At 72.3% G+C, this 15,141-nt stretch carries 9 protein-coding genes; 5 read left to right on the top strand and 4 right to left on the bottom strand.

Going from position 1 to position 15,141, the window contains the following annotated elements:
• Positions 1-63: 63 nt before the first annotated feature.
• Both IF78_RS0138740 and IF78_RS0138735 read right to left on the bottom strand, forming a co-directional pair.
• Positions 64-1,149, bottom strand: coding sequence for a sugar ABC transporter substrate-binding protein (locus IF78_RS0138740; protein ID WP_031487221.1), 1,086 nt, complete (start codon positions 1,147-1,149; stop codon positions 64-66).
• Complete coding sequence (locus tag IF78_RS0138735) at positions 1,146-3,671, bottom strand: SpoIIE family protein phosphatase (protein WP_051828540.1); 2,526 nt, start codon at positions 3,669-3,671, stop codon at positions 1,146-1,148. Before IF78_RS0138735 ends, IF78_RS0138740 begins: the two co-directional genes overlap by 4 nt.
• Before the next feature lie 316 nt (positions 3,672-3,987).
• On the opposite strand from IF78_RS0138735, the gene IF78_RS0138730 reads away from it, so the two are divergent.
• Genes IF78_RS0138730 through IF78_RS0138720 form a run of 3 tightly spaced genes read left to right on the top strand, consistent with a single transcriptional unit; the run spans position 3,988 to position 7,174 of the window.
• A complete protein-coding gene (locus IF78_RS0138730; RefSeq protein WP_031487223.1) occupies positions 3,988-5,076 on the top strand; it encodes a substrate-binding domain-containing protein in 1,089 nt (362 codons plus the stop codon).
• Positions 5,077-5,114: 38 nt separating this feature from the next.
• On the top strand, positions 5,115-5,897 hold the full coding sequence (locus IF78_RS0138725; RefSeq protein WP_031487224.1) for an ATP-binding cassette domain-containing protein: 783 nt from the start codon (positions 5,115-5,117) through the stop codon (positions 5,895-5,897).
• Complete coding sequence (locus IF78_RS0138720) at positions 5,891-7,174, top strand: sugar ABC transporter permease (protein ID WP_031487225.1); 1,284 nt, start codon at positions 5,891-5,893, stop codon at positions 7,172-7,174. The genes IF78_RS0138725 and IF78_RS0138720 overlap by 7 nt, the downstream gene beginning before the upstream one ends.
• Positions 7,175-7,272: 98 nt before the next feature.
• Here the strand turns inward: IF78_RS0138720 and IF78_RS47005 are convergent, their stop codons facing one another.
• Both IF78_RS47005 and IF78_RS0138715 read right to left on the bottom strand, forming a co-directional pair.
• Complete coding sequence (locus IF78_RS47005; RefSeq protein WP_078662756.1) at positions 7,273-7,503, bottom strand: hypothetical protein; 231 nt, start codon at positions 7,501-7,503, stop codon at positions 7,273-7,275.
• A 44-nt stretch (positions 7,504-7,547) separates the two neighbouring features.
• The gene (locus IF78_RS0138715) at positions 7,548-9,230 is read right to left on the bottom strand and encodes a tetratricopeptide repeat protein (protein ID WP_031487226.1); all 1,683 of its coding nucleotides are present in this window, start codon (positions 9,228-9,230) and stop codon (positions 7,548-7,550) included.
• A gap of 316 nt (positions 9,231-9,546) precedes the next feature.
• On the opposite strand from IF78_RS0138715, the gene IF78_RS0138710 reads away from it, so the two are divergent.
• Complete coding sequence (locus tag IF78_RS0138710; protein WP_031487227.1) at positions 9,547-12,072, top strand: SpoIIE family protein phosphatase; 2,526 nt, start codon at positions 9,547-9,549, stop codon at positions 12,070-12,072.
• Between the two features lie 161 nt (positions 12,073-12,233).
• The gene (locus IF78_RS0138705) at positions 12,234-15,011 is read left to right on the top strand and encodes a SpoIIE family protein phosphatase (RefSeq protein ID WP_031487228.1); all 2,778 of its coding nucleotides are present in this window, start codon (positions 12,234-12,236) and stop codon (positions 15,009-15,011) included.
• Positions 15,012-15,141 lie beyond the last annotated feature (130 nt).

Below are 15,141 nucleotides of genomic sequence, written 5' to 3'. Positions count from 1 at the left end.
GCGGAGCGCATCCGCCGCCCGCCCGCCGCTTCGGACGCCGGCCGGTCCGAATCCCGGGGCCGCTCAGGGGGAGAGTCCGGCCTGGGAGCAGGCGGGGCGGAGCTTGCGGATGCAGATCTGCTCGATGCTGTACACGCCGTCCTTGACGATTGTCTCCTTGATGTTGCCGACCGTCACCGTTCTCGGAGTGAGCAGTACGGCCGGGATGTCCTCGGTGGTGGCGCTGTCCAACGTCTCCGTGGCCGTGTCCCGGACATCCTCGCCCCGCCCCAGGGCGACGGCCATGTCGGCGGCTGCGGAGGCTTCCGCCTTGAACGGCTTGTACACCGTCATGTACTGCTCGCCCTTGACGATGCGCTGCACGGCGTCGAGGTCGGCGTCCTGGCCGGTGACGGGGGGAAGCTTCCTGACACCGGCCGTCTTGAGCGCGGAAATGGCTCCTGCGGCGATGGAGTCGTTCGCTGCCAGGACGCCGCCGATCCGGTCCGAGCCCAGGGCCCCGATGGCGGCGGACATGTTGGCGTGGGCGTTGTCGGTGCTCCAGGCCACGGTGTCGTAGGACCTGGCGATCTTCAGCTTGCCGGTGATGGCGGACAGCGCGCCCGCGCGGAACCACCTCGCGTTGGCGCTGGTCGGGTCGCCGTTCATCATGACGATGTTCCCGCTGCCGCCCATCGCCTCCAGCAGCGCCTCGCCCTGGAGTCGGCCGACCTGCGCGCCGTCGAAACTGACATAGCCCGAGATCGGTCCTTCGGCGAGCCGGTCATAGGCGACGACCGAGACATCCGCCCTGCGTGCCTCCTGGACCGAGGAACGCATCGCCCTGCTGTCGGCGGGGTCGAGGATCAGGACACTGGCCCCCTTGGTGATCATGGAGGTCATCTGTTGCCGTTGCCTGTCCACGTCGCCCCCGGCGTTGGCGTACACCACGGTGCAGCGCGGGCACAGCTCCTTGAGCCGCTGCTCGATCAGCGGCTTGTCCCACTTCTCCCAGCGAGGAGTCACCCGGTTCGGGAGCAGCAGGCCGATGGTGAACCTCTCCGTGCCCGCCTCGTCCTCTCCCCCGCAGGCGGCCAGGGACAGCGTCATGAGTCCGGCGACGAGCGCCGCGACGATGTGCCGGGTGCGGGAATGGGCTCGGGTCCTCATGGCAGGCCCCCCAGGTGAGTTCGGGGTACCGAGTCCGCGCCGGACGGCACGGCTCGTGGCACGCGGATCTCGCTCCACACCTGTTTGCCGCCGGCCACCGGCACGGAGCCGAAGGACTCCGACATCGCCTCGACCAGCAGCAGGCCCCGGCCACCGGTCGACTCCCAGTCCACGATCACCGGTTTGGCGGGGGCGCGTGGCGAGGAGTCGGTCACGCTCACGCGCACCAGGTCTCCGCGCAGGATCAGGTCGAGGCGGACCGAACCCTGGGTGTGCACCAGGGCGTTGGTGACCAGTTCGGACACGACCAGCAGCACTCCGTCGGCCGCTTCCGCGACCTTCCACCGGCGCAGGGTTCGCGCGGTGAAACGGCGGGCGTGCATGACGGCGTCGGGCAGTCGCCACACTTCCCAGCCGGCCCGGATGGGCCGGGCCGTCATGCCGTCGTAGCGCAGCAGCAGCAACGCGACGTCGTCCTCGCGGCGGCCCTCGTCGCCGAGCAGGTCGTCAGCCATCCGCCCCGGGTCCGCCGGGTCGGCCGTGGCGAGCGCGGCGCGGGTGCGGTCCATGCCCTCGTCAAGGGGCAGGTCGGCGGCCTCGACGAGGCCGTCGGTGACGAGGGCGAGCACTGTGCCCGGGGTGAGCGCCACCGCGGTCATGGGGAACTCCGCCTCGGCGAGCACGCCCAGCGGCAGCCCTCCCTCGACCTGCACCTCCTCGGTGGTGCCGTCGGGGTGGCGCACCAGCGGGGAGAGGTGCCCGGCCCGTACGAACAGGGCGTTGCCCTCCTCCATGTCCAGTTCGACATAGCAGCAGGTGGCGAAGAGATCCGTCTCCATGCCGACGAGCAGCCGGTTGGCGTGCGAGACGACCACGTCCGGCGGGTGGCCCTCCACCGCGTAGGCCCGGACCGCGGTGCGCATCTGGCCCATGATCGTCGCGGCTCCGGCGCTGTGTCCCTGCACATCTCCGATGACCAGGGCCACCCGGTCCTCGGAGATGAGGATGACGTCGTACCAGTCGCCGCCGACCTGCAGTCCGCGCCGGGCGGGCAGATAGCGGGCGACGGCCGTTCCGCCGGGCAGTTCGGGCAGGCGCCGGGGCAGCAGGCTGCGCTGGAGCAGCGTGGCGAGCTCTTGTTCGGCGTCGTAGGCGTGGGCCCGTTCGAGGGCCTGCCCGACCAGCGCGGCCGTCGCGGTCAGCACGGACCGCTCCTCGGTGGGGAACTCGTGCGGCTGGTCCCAGCCGACCAGGCATACGCCGACGACGCCGCCCTTGGCGGGCAGCGGCAGCACGGCGAGGCCTCCGGCGCCGATCCCAGCGAGGCCCGGTTCGAGGGACGTGCCGGCCGGCCACAGATCCATCCGCCCGTCGCGCAGGGCCAGTTGGAGGGTGGGCAGGGCGCGGACCGGGGCGTCGGGCCATTCCGAGCGCCACTCGGAACGCCAGATCGCGGGCCAGGCTGCGGGATGCGGCGGGTCGAGCACGATGACGACCAGTCGGTCCTCGCGCAGTTCGGCGAGCGCCACCCGGTCGGCGGCCAGCGGTTCACGCAGTGCGGTGACCACCACGCGGCCGACGTCCTGGACCGTCGTGGCGTCGTCGAGTGCGGCGGTCAGCCACTGGATCCGGGACACGTCGTCGGCGCTGCGGCGCTGCACCGAGGTCGCTGTCACCACGCCGAGTACCTGTTGCGGCCGGTCGTCGGCGCTCGCCGCCATCCGGCACCGCAGACTCAGCCAGCGCACCTCGCCGGTGGGGTGGCGGACCCGGAACTCCAGCTCGCGCCGGGCGGACTCGGGGGTGGCCGGTTCCAGGACCGACATCAGTGCGTGCATGTCCTCCGGGAGGGCGTTGGCGAGCAGGGTGTCCGCCTTGCCGTCGAAGTCGGCCGGGGTGATGCCGACCAGTTCGAGCAGCGTCTCGTCCGCGTCGATCACGCCGGTGTCCGGCACCAGGACGAAGGAGCCGACCCGCAGTGCGCGCAGCGCGAGGACCAGCAGGCCCGGCGGCCCGGGCCGACCGGCACCGGTGCGGAGCAGGTCGGCGACCGCGCCGGCGTACCGCTCCAGGAGGCGGCGCTGCTCGGCGTCGAATCCGTCGGCCGCTGCCCCCACGACGACGAGGCAGCCCAGCCGTCGGCCCTCCGCCGTCAGGGGCAGGGCCCCGAGTGATGCCGTCGGCATTGTCGGCCCGGCCTCGTAGGCGGCGAGGGCGGCGGCGCTCAGCCACAGTGGCCGGTCGGTACGCACGGCTCGCGCGGCGGGTGAGTCGCCGGCCAGGGGCAGCAGCTTCGGCAGGTTGTACGGGGCGGGGCCCTCTCCGGCCGTTTCCATCAGCCGGAGCTCCTCGTCTCCGGCTGATGGCACATAGACAGCGACCAGCGCCGCTCCGGCGAACATCAGGGCTCGCTCCCCCGGGGCGGCCTCGCGCGTCGGAGGCGGTGGACCGGTGCCCGCGGCCCCGGCCTCCGATGCCCGCAGCTGCGAGACGCCGGTCCGGGCCGGGCCGTCATGAGGCATGTCCGCACCTTCCTCCCGCGCCAAGGCCACAGGTGCCGACAGACTGAGATCGGGCGCTCAGCTACCAGCGTCTCATATACGGACGAAGTGGACAGGTCAGCATCATTCCGCCGCCGATCGGACCCGATAGTGGCCGCGTTCGCAGTTCACAACGGCCGGTGCCACACTTACGGCATAACCGTCTTGCCGCTTTTGTCGCAGAATGTTCCCTGATCTCACGCAGCATGATCGCCGCGATGCTCGGCGCCGGCATCGCGACCGTTCGTCCTTGACGCCCTCCTCACCCCGCGAGGTGAAGGAAAGGGAGGTCTCTCGCATGAAGGCCTGCGCACGGGGGGCGGTCGTCGCGGTGACCGCGGCCGTCACGGCCGCCGGACTCGCGGCCTGCGGGGAGAGCGGGGGAAGCGACTCCGGCGGGGGGAACGGGCCGAGGATCGGCGTGCTGCTGCCGGACGCCACCACGGAGCGCTGGGAGACGAACGACAGGCCGATGATCGACCGGCAGATCAAGGAACTCTGCGCGGACTGCGAGGTCGAGCACGCCAACGCCAAGAGCGACGTGGCCATACAGCAGGCCCAGATGGACTCGATGATCGCCGAGGGGGTGGACGCCATCCTGCTCGTCGCCGTCGACTCCCGGTCACTGCGCCCCACCGTCGCCAAGGCGGACGAGGCGGGCATCCCCGTCATCGCCTACGACCGCCTCGCCGAGGGCCCCATCGCGGCCTACGCCTCCTTCGACGGCGAGGAGGTCGGCAGGCTCCAGGGCAGGGCGCTGCTGCAGGCCATGGGCGCAGGGGCGGCCGGCGGCCGGATCGTCATGATGAACGGCGATCCCAGTGACCCCAACGCGGTGTCGTTCAAGAAGGGCGCGCTGGCCGAGCTCGAGGGCAAGGTCGAGATCGCCAAGGAGTACGACACCCGCCAGTGGCGGACCGAGGTCGCCCACATGAACATGTCCGGCGCCATATCCGCCCTCGGCGCCGACAACATCGACGGGGTCTACGCCGCCAACGACGGCCTCGCGGCCGGCAGCATCGCCGCGCTCAAGGCCAACAAGGTGGAGCCGCTGCCCCCGATCACCGGACAGGACGCGGAACTCGGCGCCGTGCAGCGGATCGTGGCCGGCGAGCAGTACATGACCGTGTACAAGCCCTTCCGGCCCGAGGCCACCGCCGGGGCCGCGCTGGCCGTGGCCGCGGCCCGCAGGGAGAGCCTCGACCGGGTCGCCCCGGACACGGTGCGCACCAGCATGGGGAGCACGGTTCCGGCCGTGCTGCTCACCCCGGTGTCCGTGACCGTCGAGACCATCGAGAACACCTTGGTGAAGGACGGTGTGTACACGATCCAGCAGATCTGCACCCCGCAACTCGACGCCGCCTGCGCCCGGGCCGGACTCACCTGACCGGGCGGTTCCTCCGCCGGACCGGTCGTGGGAAGGAGATGGTGTCCGTGGCGAGTCCCCCCTTGCTGGCGCTGCGCGGCGTGTGCAAGCGCTTCGGGGTCGTCGAGGTCCTGACCGACATCGAGCTGGAGATCCGCGCCGGGCAGGTCGTCGCACTGCTGGGCGACAACGGCGCCGGCAAGTCGACCCTGGTCAAGGTGATCTCCGGAGTCACACCGGCGGAGAAGGGCATCATCGAGTGGGAGGGCCGGCCGGTCCAGATCCGGCGCCCGCACGACGCCCGCAACCTGGGCATCGCCACCGTCTACCAGGACCTCGCGCTGTGCGGGAACCTCGACGTGGTGGGCAATCTCTTCCTCGGCCGGGAGATCCGCAGGTTCGGATTCCTCGACGAGGTCGAGATGGAGCGTCGCACCAGTCAGCTGCTGGAGCGCCTGACCAGGGGGGTTCCCGATCTGCGCGCCCCCGTCGTCTCCCTGTCCAGCGGCCAGCGGCAGACGGTCGCCATCGCCCGCTCGCTCCTCGGCGACCCGCGGGTGCTCCTTCTGGACGAACCGACCGCCGCGCTCGGGTTCGAGCAGACCAGCGAGGTCCTGGACCTCGTGGACCAGCTGCGCGACCACGGCATGGGGGTGCTGCTCATCAGCCACAACATGGGCGATGTGAAGGCCCTCGCGGACCGGGCCGCCGTGCTGCGGCTGGGCCGCAACAACGGCTTCTTCGACGTGAACACCGCGTCCCAGGAACAGATCATCGCCTCCATCACCGGCGCCACGGAGAACGTGCCCCGCCGGATGGCCCACCGGGAGGCAGGGTGGTGAAAGGGACGCACAGCGAGGCCGACGGCACCCGGGCGGCACCCTCCGCGCCCACCGCGGACGACCGCCGCCCGGGGCGGCGGGCGGCCCTCGCCCAGGTCATCGAAACCGGGGTCGCGGTCCTGCGGCGCAAGCTGAGCGCCGGCGAGCTGGGCTCGCTCCCGGTCGTCCTGGTCCTCGCCGCCGTCTGGATCACCTTCCAGTCCCTCAACGACAGCTTCCTGTCACCCCGGAACCTGTCCAATCTCAGCGTGGACATCGTGGGTACGGGCCTGATCGCGGTCGGCATCGTCTTCGTGCTGCTGATCGGTGAGCTGGACCTGTCGGTCGGCTCGGTCAGCGGCCTCGCCGCCGCCGTCTTCGCCGTTCTGAACGTGAACAACGGCGTCCCGGAATGGCTCGCCCTCATCCTCGCGGTGCTCACCGGCACCGTCGCGGGAACCGTCCAGGGCTACTCCGTCGCCAAGACCCGTGTGCCCGCCTTCGTCGTCACGTTGGCGGGGCTGCTGACCTTCAACGGCCTCATGCTCTACATCCTGGGGACCAGCGGCACGGTCAACCTCGACGAGGACGGTCTCGTCGCCCAGCTGACCAGCTACTACTTCACCAACGACGCCGCCGCGTACGCACTGGCGGCGGTCGGCACGGGCCTGGTGTTCCTCGTGTCCCAGCAGGACCGGCGGCGGCGCATGGCGGTCGGCATGCCGCACCGCACGTTCCGGGGAATCGTCGTGCGTACGGCGGTCCTCGCGGCGGTGGCGTTCACCGCCGCATACCTGCTCAACCGGTTCCAGGGGCTGCCGCTCGCCCTGCTGGTCTTCCTCGTGATGGTGGCCGGCCTCGACATCGTGCTGCGCCGCACGCACTACGGGCGGCAGGTCTACGCACTCGGCGGCAGCATCGAGGCGGCCCGCCGGGCCAGCCTCAATGTGACGGGCGTGCAGACCGCCGTGCTCGCCGTCTCCGGCACCATGGCCGCGATCGGCGGACTGTTCCTGGCCTCGCGCATCACCTCGGTGAGTCAGGGCGCGGGCTCGGGCCTGCTGCTGCTCAACGCCATCGCGGCGGCCGTCATCGGCGGCACCAGCCTCTTCGGCGGACGCGGCACGACCTGGTCCGCGGTGCTCGGCATGCTGGTCATCCAGTCGATCGCCTCGGGCATGGTGATCACGGACACCCCCACCGCGGTCCAGTTCATGATCACGGGCGGGGTGCTCTTCGCCGCCGTGGTCATCGACGCCCTGGCACGACGGACGCAGGAGGCCCATGGGCGGGCCTGAGGGCGGGCGGGGCCGCAGCACGGGGAGGCGGCGGCCGGCCGGCGGAAGTGCGCGCCGAGCCGGCACACGCCGCGGCCGGTCGCATGCGGCGGGGCCCGTCATGTCGTCGTCAACGGCAGTTCCGCGAACGTGTGGCCCTCCCAGATGCGGCGCGAGGCCCCCTCCGGGTACGCGGCGACCGTGGGGGCGGCGTCGAGGAGCCGGACGAGGCGGTGGTCGCTGTCGAAGGCGGGCCAGCCCCGGTCGCCTCCGGGAACTCGCCACTGCTCATCGACGACTCCTTGGGAGACCCTGGGAGCAGCACGTGCGCATGATGAAGCTAGTTTCACTTGACGAACATACCGGGTCCCGTCCTGTTCGCCCAGGGGGTCGCTCAGTCGGCGCAGCAACCGTCCCGCGCGGCCGTGCCCTGGTGCGTTTCGAGCCGGCAGAAGCAGGACGCCTCGATCGGTACGTCCGCCAGGGCGGCGGCGAGGCGCAGTTGCCGGGCCACGATCTGTGCCTCCCCGGTCCGGCCGAGGCGCATCAGGCACTCGTGGAGGCCGTGCAGGGACCAGACGTTGTTGGGATGCTGCTGGGCGCGCGGAAGCGTGCCGTCGAGGCCGAGGTCGGCGCGGTAGACCGCCTCGGCCTCCTCGACCCGCCCCTGTTCGAGGAGCAGCGCGCCGTAGGCGTGCCGGCTGGGCTGCATCCAGCCCCAGGGTTCGTCGTAGGGGAGGTTGTCCTCCAGCTCGATGGAGCGTTCCAGCGCGGCGAAGGCGGCGTCGTGCCCGCCCTTGCGGTACTCGAGTTCACCGTCGAGCATCGCGGAGGCGATCTCGAGAATGTCGGCGCAGGTGTTGTTGAAAAGCATGCGGGTCTCGGGGATCCGGGCGACCGCCTCGTGGAAGCGCCGGCGCTCCGTTTCCGCCTCCGGGACGCGGTGGGTCGAGGAGAGCGCGACGCCGCGGGCGTAGTGGATCATCGCGGTCGTCACGCAGTACAGCTCGGGGTCGGCGGGCAGCGGCAGGTCGAGGATGTCGTCCCAGCGGCCGAAGCGGATCAGGGCGTGCACGCGCATGGCGAGGAAGCTCTCCAGCCAGTCGGCCATGGGTGGGCTCGGCACCCGCAGCAGGTCCTCCGGGATGGACGCCTCGAGCTGCGCCGCGGTCTCGAGGGCGACCCGGGACTGGCCGAGGAACATCGCGCCGTAGATCTTGAAGTGGTAGTTGTGCGAGCGGTACAGGGTGTAGAAGTTCATCGCCCCGGCCCGCTCGTGGTACTTCTCGTCGGCCGCGATCGCCGCGGTGTTGTCCGAGACCACCCGCCGGTAGTCGCCGCAGAGCACTTCCAGGTGCGAGGGCATCTGGAGGAGGTGCCCGGCGTCGGGCACCAGGCCGCGCAGCCGGTCCGCGACCGGCAGCGCCACCTCGGGCGTCGGGGACATCTCCATCAGGTGGATGTACATGTGCACCACGCCCAAGTGGCCGCGTCCCGCCTCGGTGGCGAGGGCACGGTCGAGCACGGCCCTGGCCTGAAGCGTGCGCGCGCCCTCGGCGGGTTCACCCGTCCTGAGGTCCCACAGCTGCCAGGGCGTGAGGTTCATCAGGGCGTCGGCATACAGGGTGGCGATGTCCGGGTCGTCGGGGGCGAGCTCGTAGACCGCGCGCATGCTGTCGGCGTACGGGGCGTTCCAGACCGAGCAGTCCTCCACGGCCTTCGCCTGCGGGTAGCGGGCGCGCAGCGCGGCGATCAGCGCCTGTTCGACGGGAGTGGCGGTCGCCGCCTTCTCGTGGGCCAGCTCCACGGCGGCGTGCGTGCGGTCCACGGTGCGGACCAGGTCCCGGTCGTCGAAGAACTCCCAGGGCTTGTTGTAGTTCGGACCCGACGCGTAGGCGATGCCCCAGTGGGCCATGGCGCAGTCGGGGTCCGCCGCGGCGGCCGCCTCGAAGCAGGCCACGGCCTCCTCGTGGTGGAAGGCGTACGTCCATGCCAGCCCCCGGTCGAACCAGAGCTGCGCCTGCGGGGAGGACGTGGTCACGGAGCGGGTGTGGGTGCCGAGGTCGTAGTACTCCATGGGTCTGCTCTCCTGCCTGTGCCGCGCCGGCCGGTCACGTTTCCGAGTCTTCCCGAGAGCGTCCGACTTGCCGACCCCTGTCATGCCGGGTCAGCCGTGTGCGGGCCCCGCACCCACAACGGGGCGGTCCGCCGGGCGGTTTCGGGTTCCCGCGGATCCGGTCGAGGCCGGCGGCGTGGCTCCCCCGGCGCCGTCGATCCCGGTTTCACTCAGTTCCCGCACACCCCTGGTCAAGCCGCCCGGGTGCGGGCAAGGTGCGTCGTGGCGCATTCTTGCTGTGTCGCACGCGTGAGGGCGTACGGACGAGGTAGGGCCGATGACTGGGAGCGCCGAAGGCGCAGAGCGGACGCCCGGCAGGCTGGCGGCGCTGCTGATCGATGCCTCGGCGGAGGTGATCAGCGCGGCCGGTGGCTACGCGGGTGGGGTCTACCTGCGCTCGAGCACGCCCGGACTGTTGCGTCTGGCCGTTCTGGAAGGGTTGCCGGGGCCGCTGTTCCGGCCGTGGTGGCGGCTGCACGCGGACCGGCCGTTCCCCGTCGCGGACGCCTATCGGCTCGGGGTCGAGGTGGTGCTGCCGAACGCGACGGAGACGATGCGCCGCTATCCGCAGTTCGCGGCCGGCCTGCCCTTCCAGTTCGGGTCCGTGTACGTCCCCGTCGCGGGCGACTCGACCGTCTTCGGAGTGCTGAGCGTGCTGCGCCCCTCGGCGACGGACGCCACGGAGCTGCTGCCCGTGCGCGAGCGCATGGCGCGGCTGGCCGAGGAGCTCGGTGCGGCGCTGGAGAAGCTGGCGGACGGGGGCACCTCGGCGGTGACCTGGGACGGCGGGCCACTGTGCGTCCGCCCGCCCTCCGGCCGCTCGCCGTCCGGGCGCCTGGGCCGGTTCGCCTGGGATCCGGTGACGGGCCGCGTGACGGCCGACGACCGGCTGAACCTCGTCCTGGGCCGGGCCGCGGAGGAATCCGACGGCACCGCCGAGGCGTTCGCGCGGGCCGTCGCGCCGGGCGACGCGCAGCGGCTCCTGGCGGCGCTGCGAGAGGCGGCCGGTGGCCGGCCACCGGCGCTGCCGCTGTACGCACGTGCGGCGGACGGTGCGCTGCGGCTGGTGGAGGTCTGGGGGCCGTACGACGACCCGGCGCGCTCCGGGGTGCGGGCCGTACGGGGTGTCGTCCTCGAACCGGGGCCGGGCACGGTGGCGGACGCGGCGGCCGATCTGCTGCCCGACGGGGTGTTCTGCCTGGACCGGGTGGGGACGGTCGTCTACGCGAATCCGCGGGCGGCGGCGCTGCTGCGCCGGCCGCGCACCGAGCTGCTGGGACGGCCGCTGTGGGAGGGCGTGCCGTGGCTGAACCAGCCCGCCGTCGAGGATCATCTGCGCGGCGCGCTGCTGTCGCCGGACCCGGTGCACTTCCACGTCCGAAGACCGTCCGACCCCGGACGTGAGAGCGCCGCCGGCCCGTTCGGCGGCGACTGGCTCGCCCTGTCCCTCTACCCCGGCCCGGACCTGCTGACCTGCACGCTCCGTCCGGGACACCGGATGACCGACAGCCCGTCCGGCCCGCCGGAGGCGCTCGACGCGCCGGAGACGGCCGGCACGCCGTCGCTCGCTCCCCTGTACCGCCCCATCGTCCTCGCCATCGCGCTGACCGAGGCGGTCACGGCGCGTCAGGTGTCCGCCGTGGTGATGCGGGAGCTGCTGCCCGCGTTCGGGGGGCGGCGGCTGGCCATCTACCTGCTGCAGGAGCGGCATCTGTTCCTGGCCTGGGAGGCGGGCTTCCCCAAGGGGTTCCTCGCTCCGTTCGACGGTGTGGGCCTGGAGGAGCGGCTGCCCGGGGTCGAGACGCTGACCAGTGGGCGCCCGCTGTTCTTCGACTCGATGCAGGAGCTCGCCGACGCCTATCCGGGCATCGCGCTGGACGCGACGGAGGGCGCCCGCGCCTTCCTTCCGCTGATTGCCTCCGGGCGTCCCGTCGGGTCCTGCATCCTGGGCTTCGACCGGCCGCGCAGCTTCAGCACCGAGGAACGTACGGTGCTGACGGCGATGGCGGGGCTGATCGCGCACGCCCTGGAGAAGGCGCGGCGCTACGAGAGCGAGGCGGCGCTGGCCCGCGGGCTGCAGCAGGCGCTGCTCCCGCGGCGGCTGTCGCAGCACCCGCTGCTGGAGACCGCCGGCCGCTATCTGCCCGGCACCCAGGGCATGGAGGTGGGCGGGGACTGGTACGACGTCATCACCGCCGGGGACGGGATCGCCCTGGTGATCGGCGATGTGCAGGGGCACGGCGTGCAGGCCGCGGCGACCATGGGCCAGCTGCGCACCGCCGTTCGGGCCTTCGCGGTCGGCGACCTGCCGCCCGACGAGGTGATGAGCGGCACCAACCGTCTGCTCATCGACCTCGACGCGGGCCTGTTCGCGAGCTGCTGCTACATCCGGCTGGATCCCGTGACGGGCGTCGCGCGGGCGGCCGTCGCGGGGCACCTGCCGCCGCTGCTGCGCCGCCCGGACGGCCGTACCCATGTCGTCGACCTGTCCGGTGGTGTCGTGCTCGGCGTGGATCCGCAGGCCGACTATCCGGTGGCGGAGCTGCGGCTGGAGCCCGGTGCCGTCCTGGCGCTGTACACGGACGGGCTGGTCGAGCGGCCCGGGGTCGACATCGACGACGGCATCAGCGCGCTGCGGGTGGCGCTGGCCAGGGCCGGTGCCCCGGCCGCGCGGGCGGGCGGGCGCTCGCTGGCGGGTGTGGCCGACCGGCTCACCGCGAAGGCCCGGCACACGGCGGACCGCCCCGACGACATCGCGTTGCTCCTCGCCGAGCGACGGACCACCCCGCTGCGCCGCACGTGAGGGCGCGGACCCCGCCGGGTCCGCGTATCCCTGTGGTGGCGGCGGGAGTTGCCCGGATTCGGCGCATCGCTCCCGTGATCATCCTGTGTCGAGGGAGCGGGTTCTGTCACGGTCCGTGACGTCTCTCGCCTCATGGGGCCCGGCAGTGTAGACATGGGCACATGGTCCGACGATTGGGTCGCTCCGGGGCCCGGTCGGCTCCTCGTCCCAGCGATCTGCGCGCACAGCGTGCGCCCGATCGCGGCCTCGGGGTGCCCGAACGGGGAACGCCGCCCGACGCGCCGGGTGGGGAGCGGCGCAGTGGCCCGTTCGCCGGGCTGCGGTCGGCTGTGGGCGGGCGCAGTGTCGCCGGGCAGGTGTTCCTGCTCCAGGTGGTGATCGTGCTGCTGCTGGTCGTCGCCGCGGTGGTGGCGCTGGTGCTGCAGGTGCGGTACGACACCACACAGGAGGCCCGCAACCGTTCGGTGGCCGTCGCCGAGGCGTTCGCCAACGCGCCGGGTACCCGGGAGGCGCTGGACAGCCCGGACCCCGCCGCCGTGCTGCAGCCGCGGGCCGAGGCGGCGCGCGAGGCGACGGACGTGGACTTCATCGTCGTCATGAACACCGACGGCATTCGCTACAGCCACCCCAAGCCGGACCGTATCGGGAAGAAGTTCGTCGGGACCCTGGAACCGGCGCTGGCCGGGAAGGTCGTGGTCGAGCACATCACGGGAACCATCGGACCGCTCGTGCAGGCGGTGGTCCCCGTCAAGGATCCCGACGGGAAGGTCGTGGGCCTGGTCTCGGCCGGGATCACCTTGAAGACCGTGGGCGGCACCGCCGACCGCCAGCTGCCGCTCGTGCTGACCGCCGCCGCGGTGGCACTCGCTCTGTCCACGGCGGGCACGGCGCTGGTCAGCAGACGGCTGATGCGGCAGACGCACGGTCTGGGCCCGCACGAGATGACCCGCATGTACGAGCACCACGACGCCGTCCTGCACGCGGTCCGGGAGGGCGTGATCATCGTCGGCGACGAGGGCAGGCTGCTGCTCGCCAACGACGAGGCGCACCGCCTGCTCGACCTGCCCGAGGACGCCGAGGGGCGCCGGGTGGTGGACCTCGGCCTCGCGCCCGACACGGCCGAACTGCTGGACTCCGGCCGGATGGCCACGGACGAGGTGCACCTGGTGGCGGACCGGCTGCTGGCGGTCAACCAGCGCCCCACCCACCTCAGGGGCCGGCCGTCCGGCAGCGTCGCCACGCTGCGCGACTCGACGGAGCTGCGGGCCCTGTCCGGCCGGGCCGAGGAGGCCCGCGAGCGCCTGAACATGCTGTACGACGCCGGGGTGGGCATCGGCACCAGCCTGGACGTCACCCGCACCGCCGAGGAGTTGGCGGAGCTGGCGGTGCCCCGGTTCGCGGATTTCGCCACCGTCGACCTGTTCGAACCCGTCCTCGGGGGCGGGCAGCCGGAGGCGGCGACGCGGCTGCGGCGCACGGCGTGCAGCGGGATACGCAAGGACGCGCCGCTGTACCCGGTGGGCGAGCAGATCCGCTTCGTCGACTCCTCACCGCAGGGCCGCGCGCTCAGCGACGGCCATGCGGTCGTCGAGCCGCGGCTGGGAGAGGCGCCGGGCTGGCGCGCCCAGGATCTGGAGCGGTCGGCGCAGGTGGTGGAGTTCGGCATTCACTCCCTGATCGCGGTGCCGCTGCGGGCGGGGTCCCTGGTGCTGGGCGTGGTCAGTTTCTGGCGGTCGAAGAAGGCCGAGCCGTTCGACGCCGACGAGGTCGCGCTCGCCGAGGAACTGGTCGCCCGGGCCGCGGTGTCCATCGACAACGCCCGCCGGTACACCCGCGAGCACAGCATGGCGGTGACCCTGCAGCGCAGCCTGCTGCCGCGCAGCCTGCCCGAGCAGAACGCCCTGGACATCGCCTACCGGTATCTGCCGGCGCAGGCCGGTGTGGGCGGCGACTGGTTCGATGTGCTGCCGCTGTCCGGCGCCCGGGTCGCGCTGGTGGTGGGGGACGTCGTCGGGCACGGGCTGCACGCGGCGGCCACCATGGGCCGGTTGCGTACGGCGGTGCACAACTTCTCCGCCCTGGACCTGCCGCCGGACGAACTGCTCGCGCTCCTGGACGAGTTGGTCGCCCGTATCGACCAGGACGAGGCCCAGGAGGGCGAGAGCGCCCCGGTGACGGGCGCGACCTGTCTGTACGCCGTCTACGACCCGGTGTCCCGGCGGTGCACCGTCGCCCGAGCCGGTCATCCGCCGCCGGCGCTGATAGGCCCGGACGGCACGGTCGAGTTCCCCGATGTGCCCGCCGGTCCCCCGCTGGGCCTGGGCGGGCTGCCTTTCGAGGCGGCCGAGCTGGAGCTGGCCGAGGACAGCCGGCTCGTGCTCTACACGGACGGGCTCGTCGAGGACCGGGAGCACGACATCGACGAGGGCCTTGAGCTGCTGCGCACCGCGCTGGCCCGGGCGGGCCGTTCCCCGGAGGAGACCTGCCAGGCCGTGCTGGAGGCCCGGCTGCCGGCCCGGCCGAGCGACGACATCGCGCTGCTCGTGGCACGCACGCGGGCGCTCGGGCCCGCCCAGGTCGCCGAGTGGGATGTCCCGTCCGATCCGGCGGCCGTCGCCCGGGTACGGTCGGCCGTGACGCGGACGCTGGAGGAGTGGGGGCTGGAGGAGCTGTCGTTCACCACGGAGCTGATGCTCAGCGAGCTGGTGACCAACGCGATCCGGTACGGCGGCGACCCCATCCGCGTACGCATGCTGCGCGACCGCGCCCTGATCTGCGAGGTCTTCGACAGCAGCAGCACCTCGCCGCATCTGCGCTACGCGGCCATGACGGACGAGGGCGGGCGTGGCCTGTTCCTGGTCGCGCAGCTCGCCGAGCGCTGGGGCACGCGGTACCTGCCTTCGGGCAAGGTCATCTGGGCGGAGCAGCCGCTGCCGTAGCTGTGCCCGTTCGTAGATAGGTACGAACCTTTGGCGCAACCGGTGTGCATCCCGATCCGCTTCTGATAGTAAACCTTCCTATCAGTGTCGCCTACGGCCAACTCCCCACCCCCCACCACCATTTGGAGCC

Origin of the sequence: Streptomyces bicolor, from assembly GCF_000719285.1 — a bacterium.
Classification (GTDB): domain Bacteria; phylum Actinomycetota; class Actinomycetes; order Streptomycetales; family Streptomycetaceae; genus Streptomyces; species Streptomyces bicolor.
The sequence above is the reverse complement of the archived record's forward strand: the minus strand, read 5'-3'. Positions and strand labels throughout refer to the sequence as shown.

Coding starts and splice junctions, on each gene's coding strand:
- IF78_RS0138740 (WP_031487221.1), bottom strand. CDS start 1,149: ATGAGGACCCGAGCCCATTCCCGCACCCGGCACATCGTCGCGGCGCTC.
- IF78_RS0138735 (WP_051828540.1), bottom strand. CDS start 3,671: ATGCCTCATGACGGCCCGGCCCGGACCGGCGTCTCGCAGCTGCGGGCA.
- IF78_RS0138730 (WP_031487223.1), top strand. CDS start 3,988: ATGAAGGCCTGCGCACGGGGGGCGGTCGTCGCGGTGACCGCGGCCGTC.
- IF78_RS0138725 (WP_031487224.1), top strand. CDS start 5,115: ATGGTGTCCGTGGCGAGTCCCCCCTTGCTGGCGCTGCGCGGCGTGTGC.
- IF78_RS0138715 (WP_031487226.1), bottom strand. CDS start 9,230: ATGGAGTACTACGACCTCGGCACCCACACCCGCTCCGTGACCACGTCC.
- IF78_RS0138710 (WP_031487227.1), top strand. CDS start 9,547: ATGACTGGGAGCGCCGAAGGCGCAGAGCGGACGCCCGGCAGGCTGGCG.
- IF78_RS0138705 (WP_031487228.1), top strand. CDS start 12,234: ATGGTCCGACGATTGGGTCGCTCCGGGGCCCGGTCGGCTCCTCGTCCC.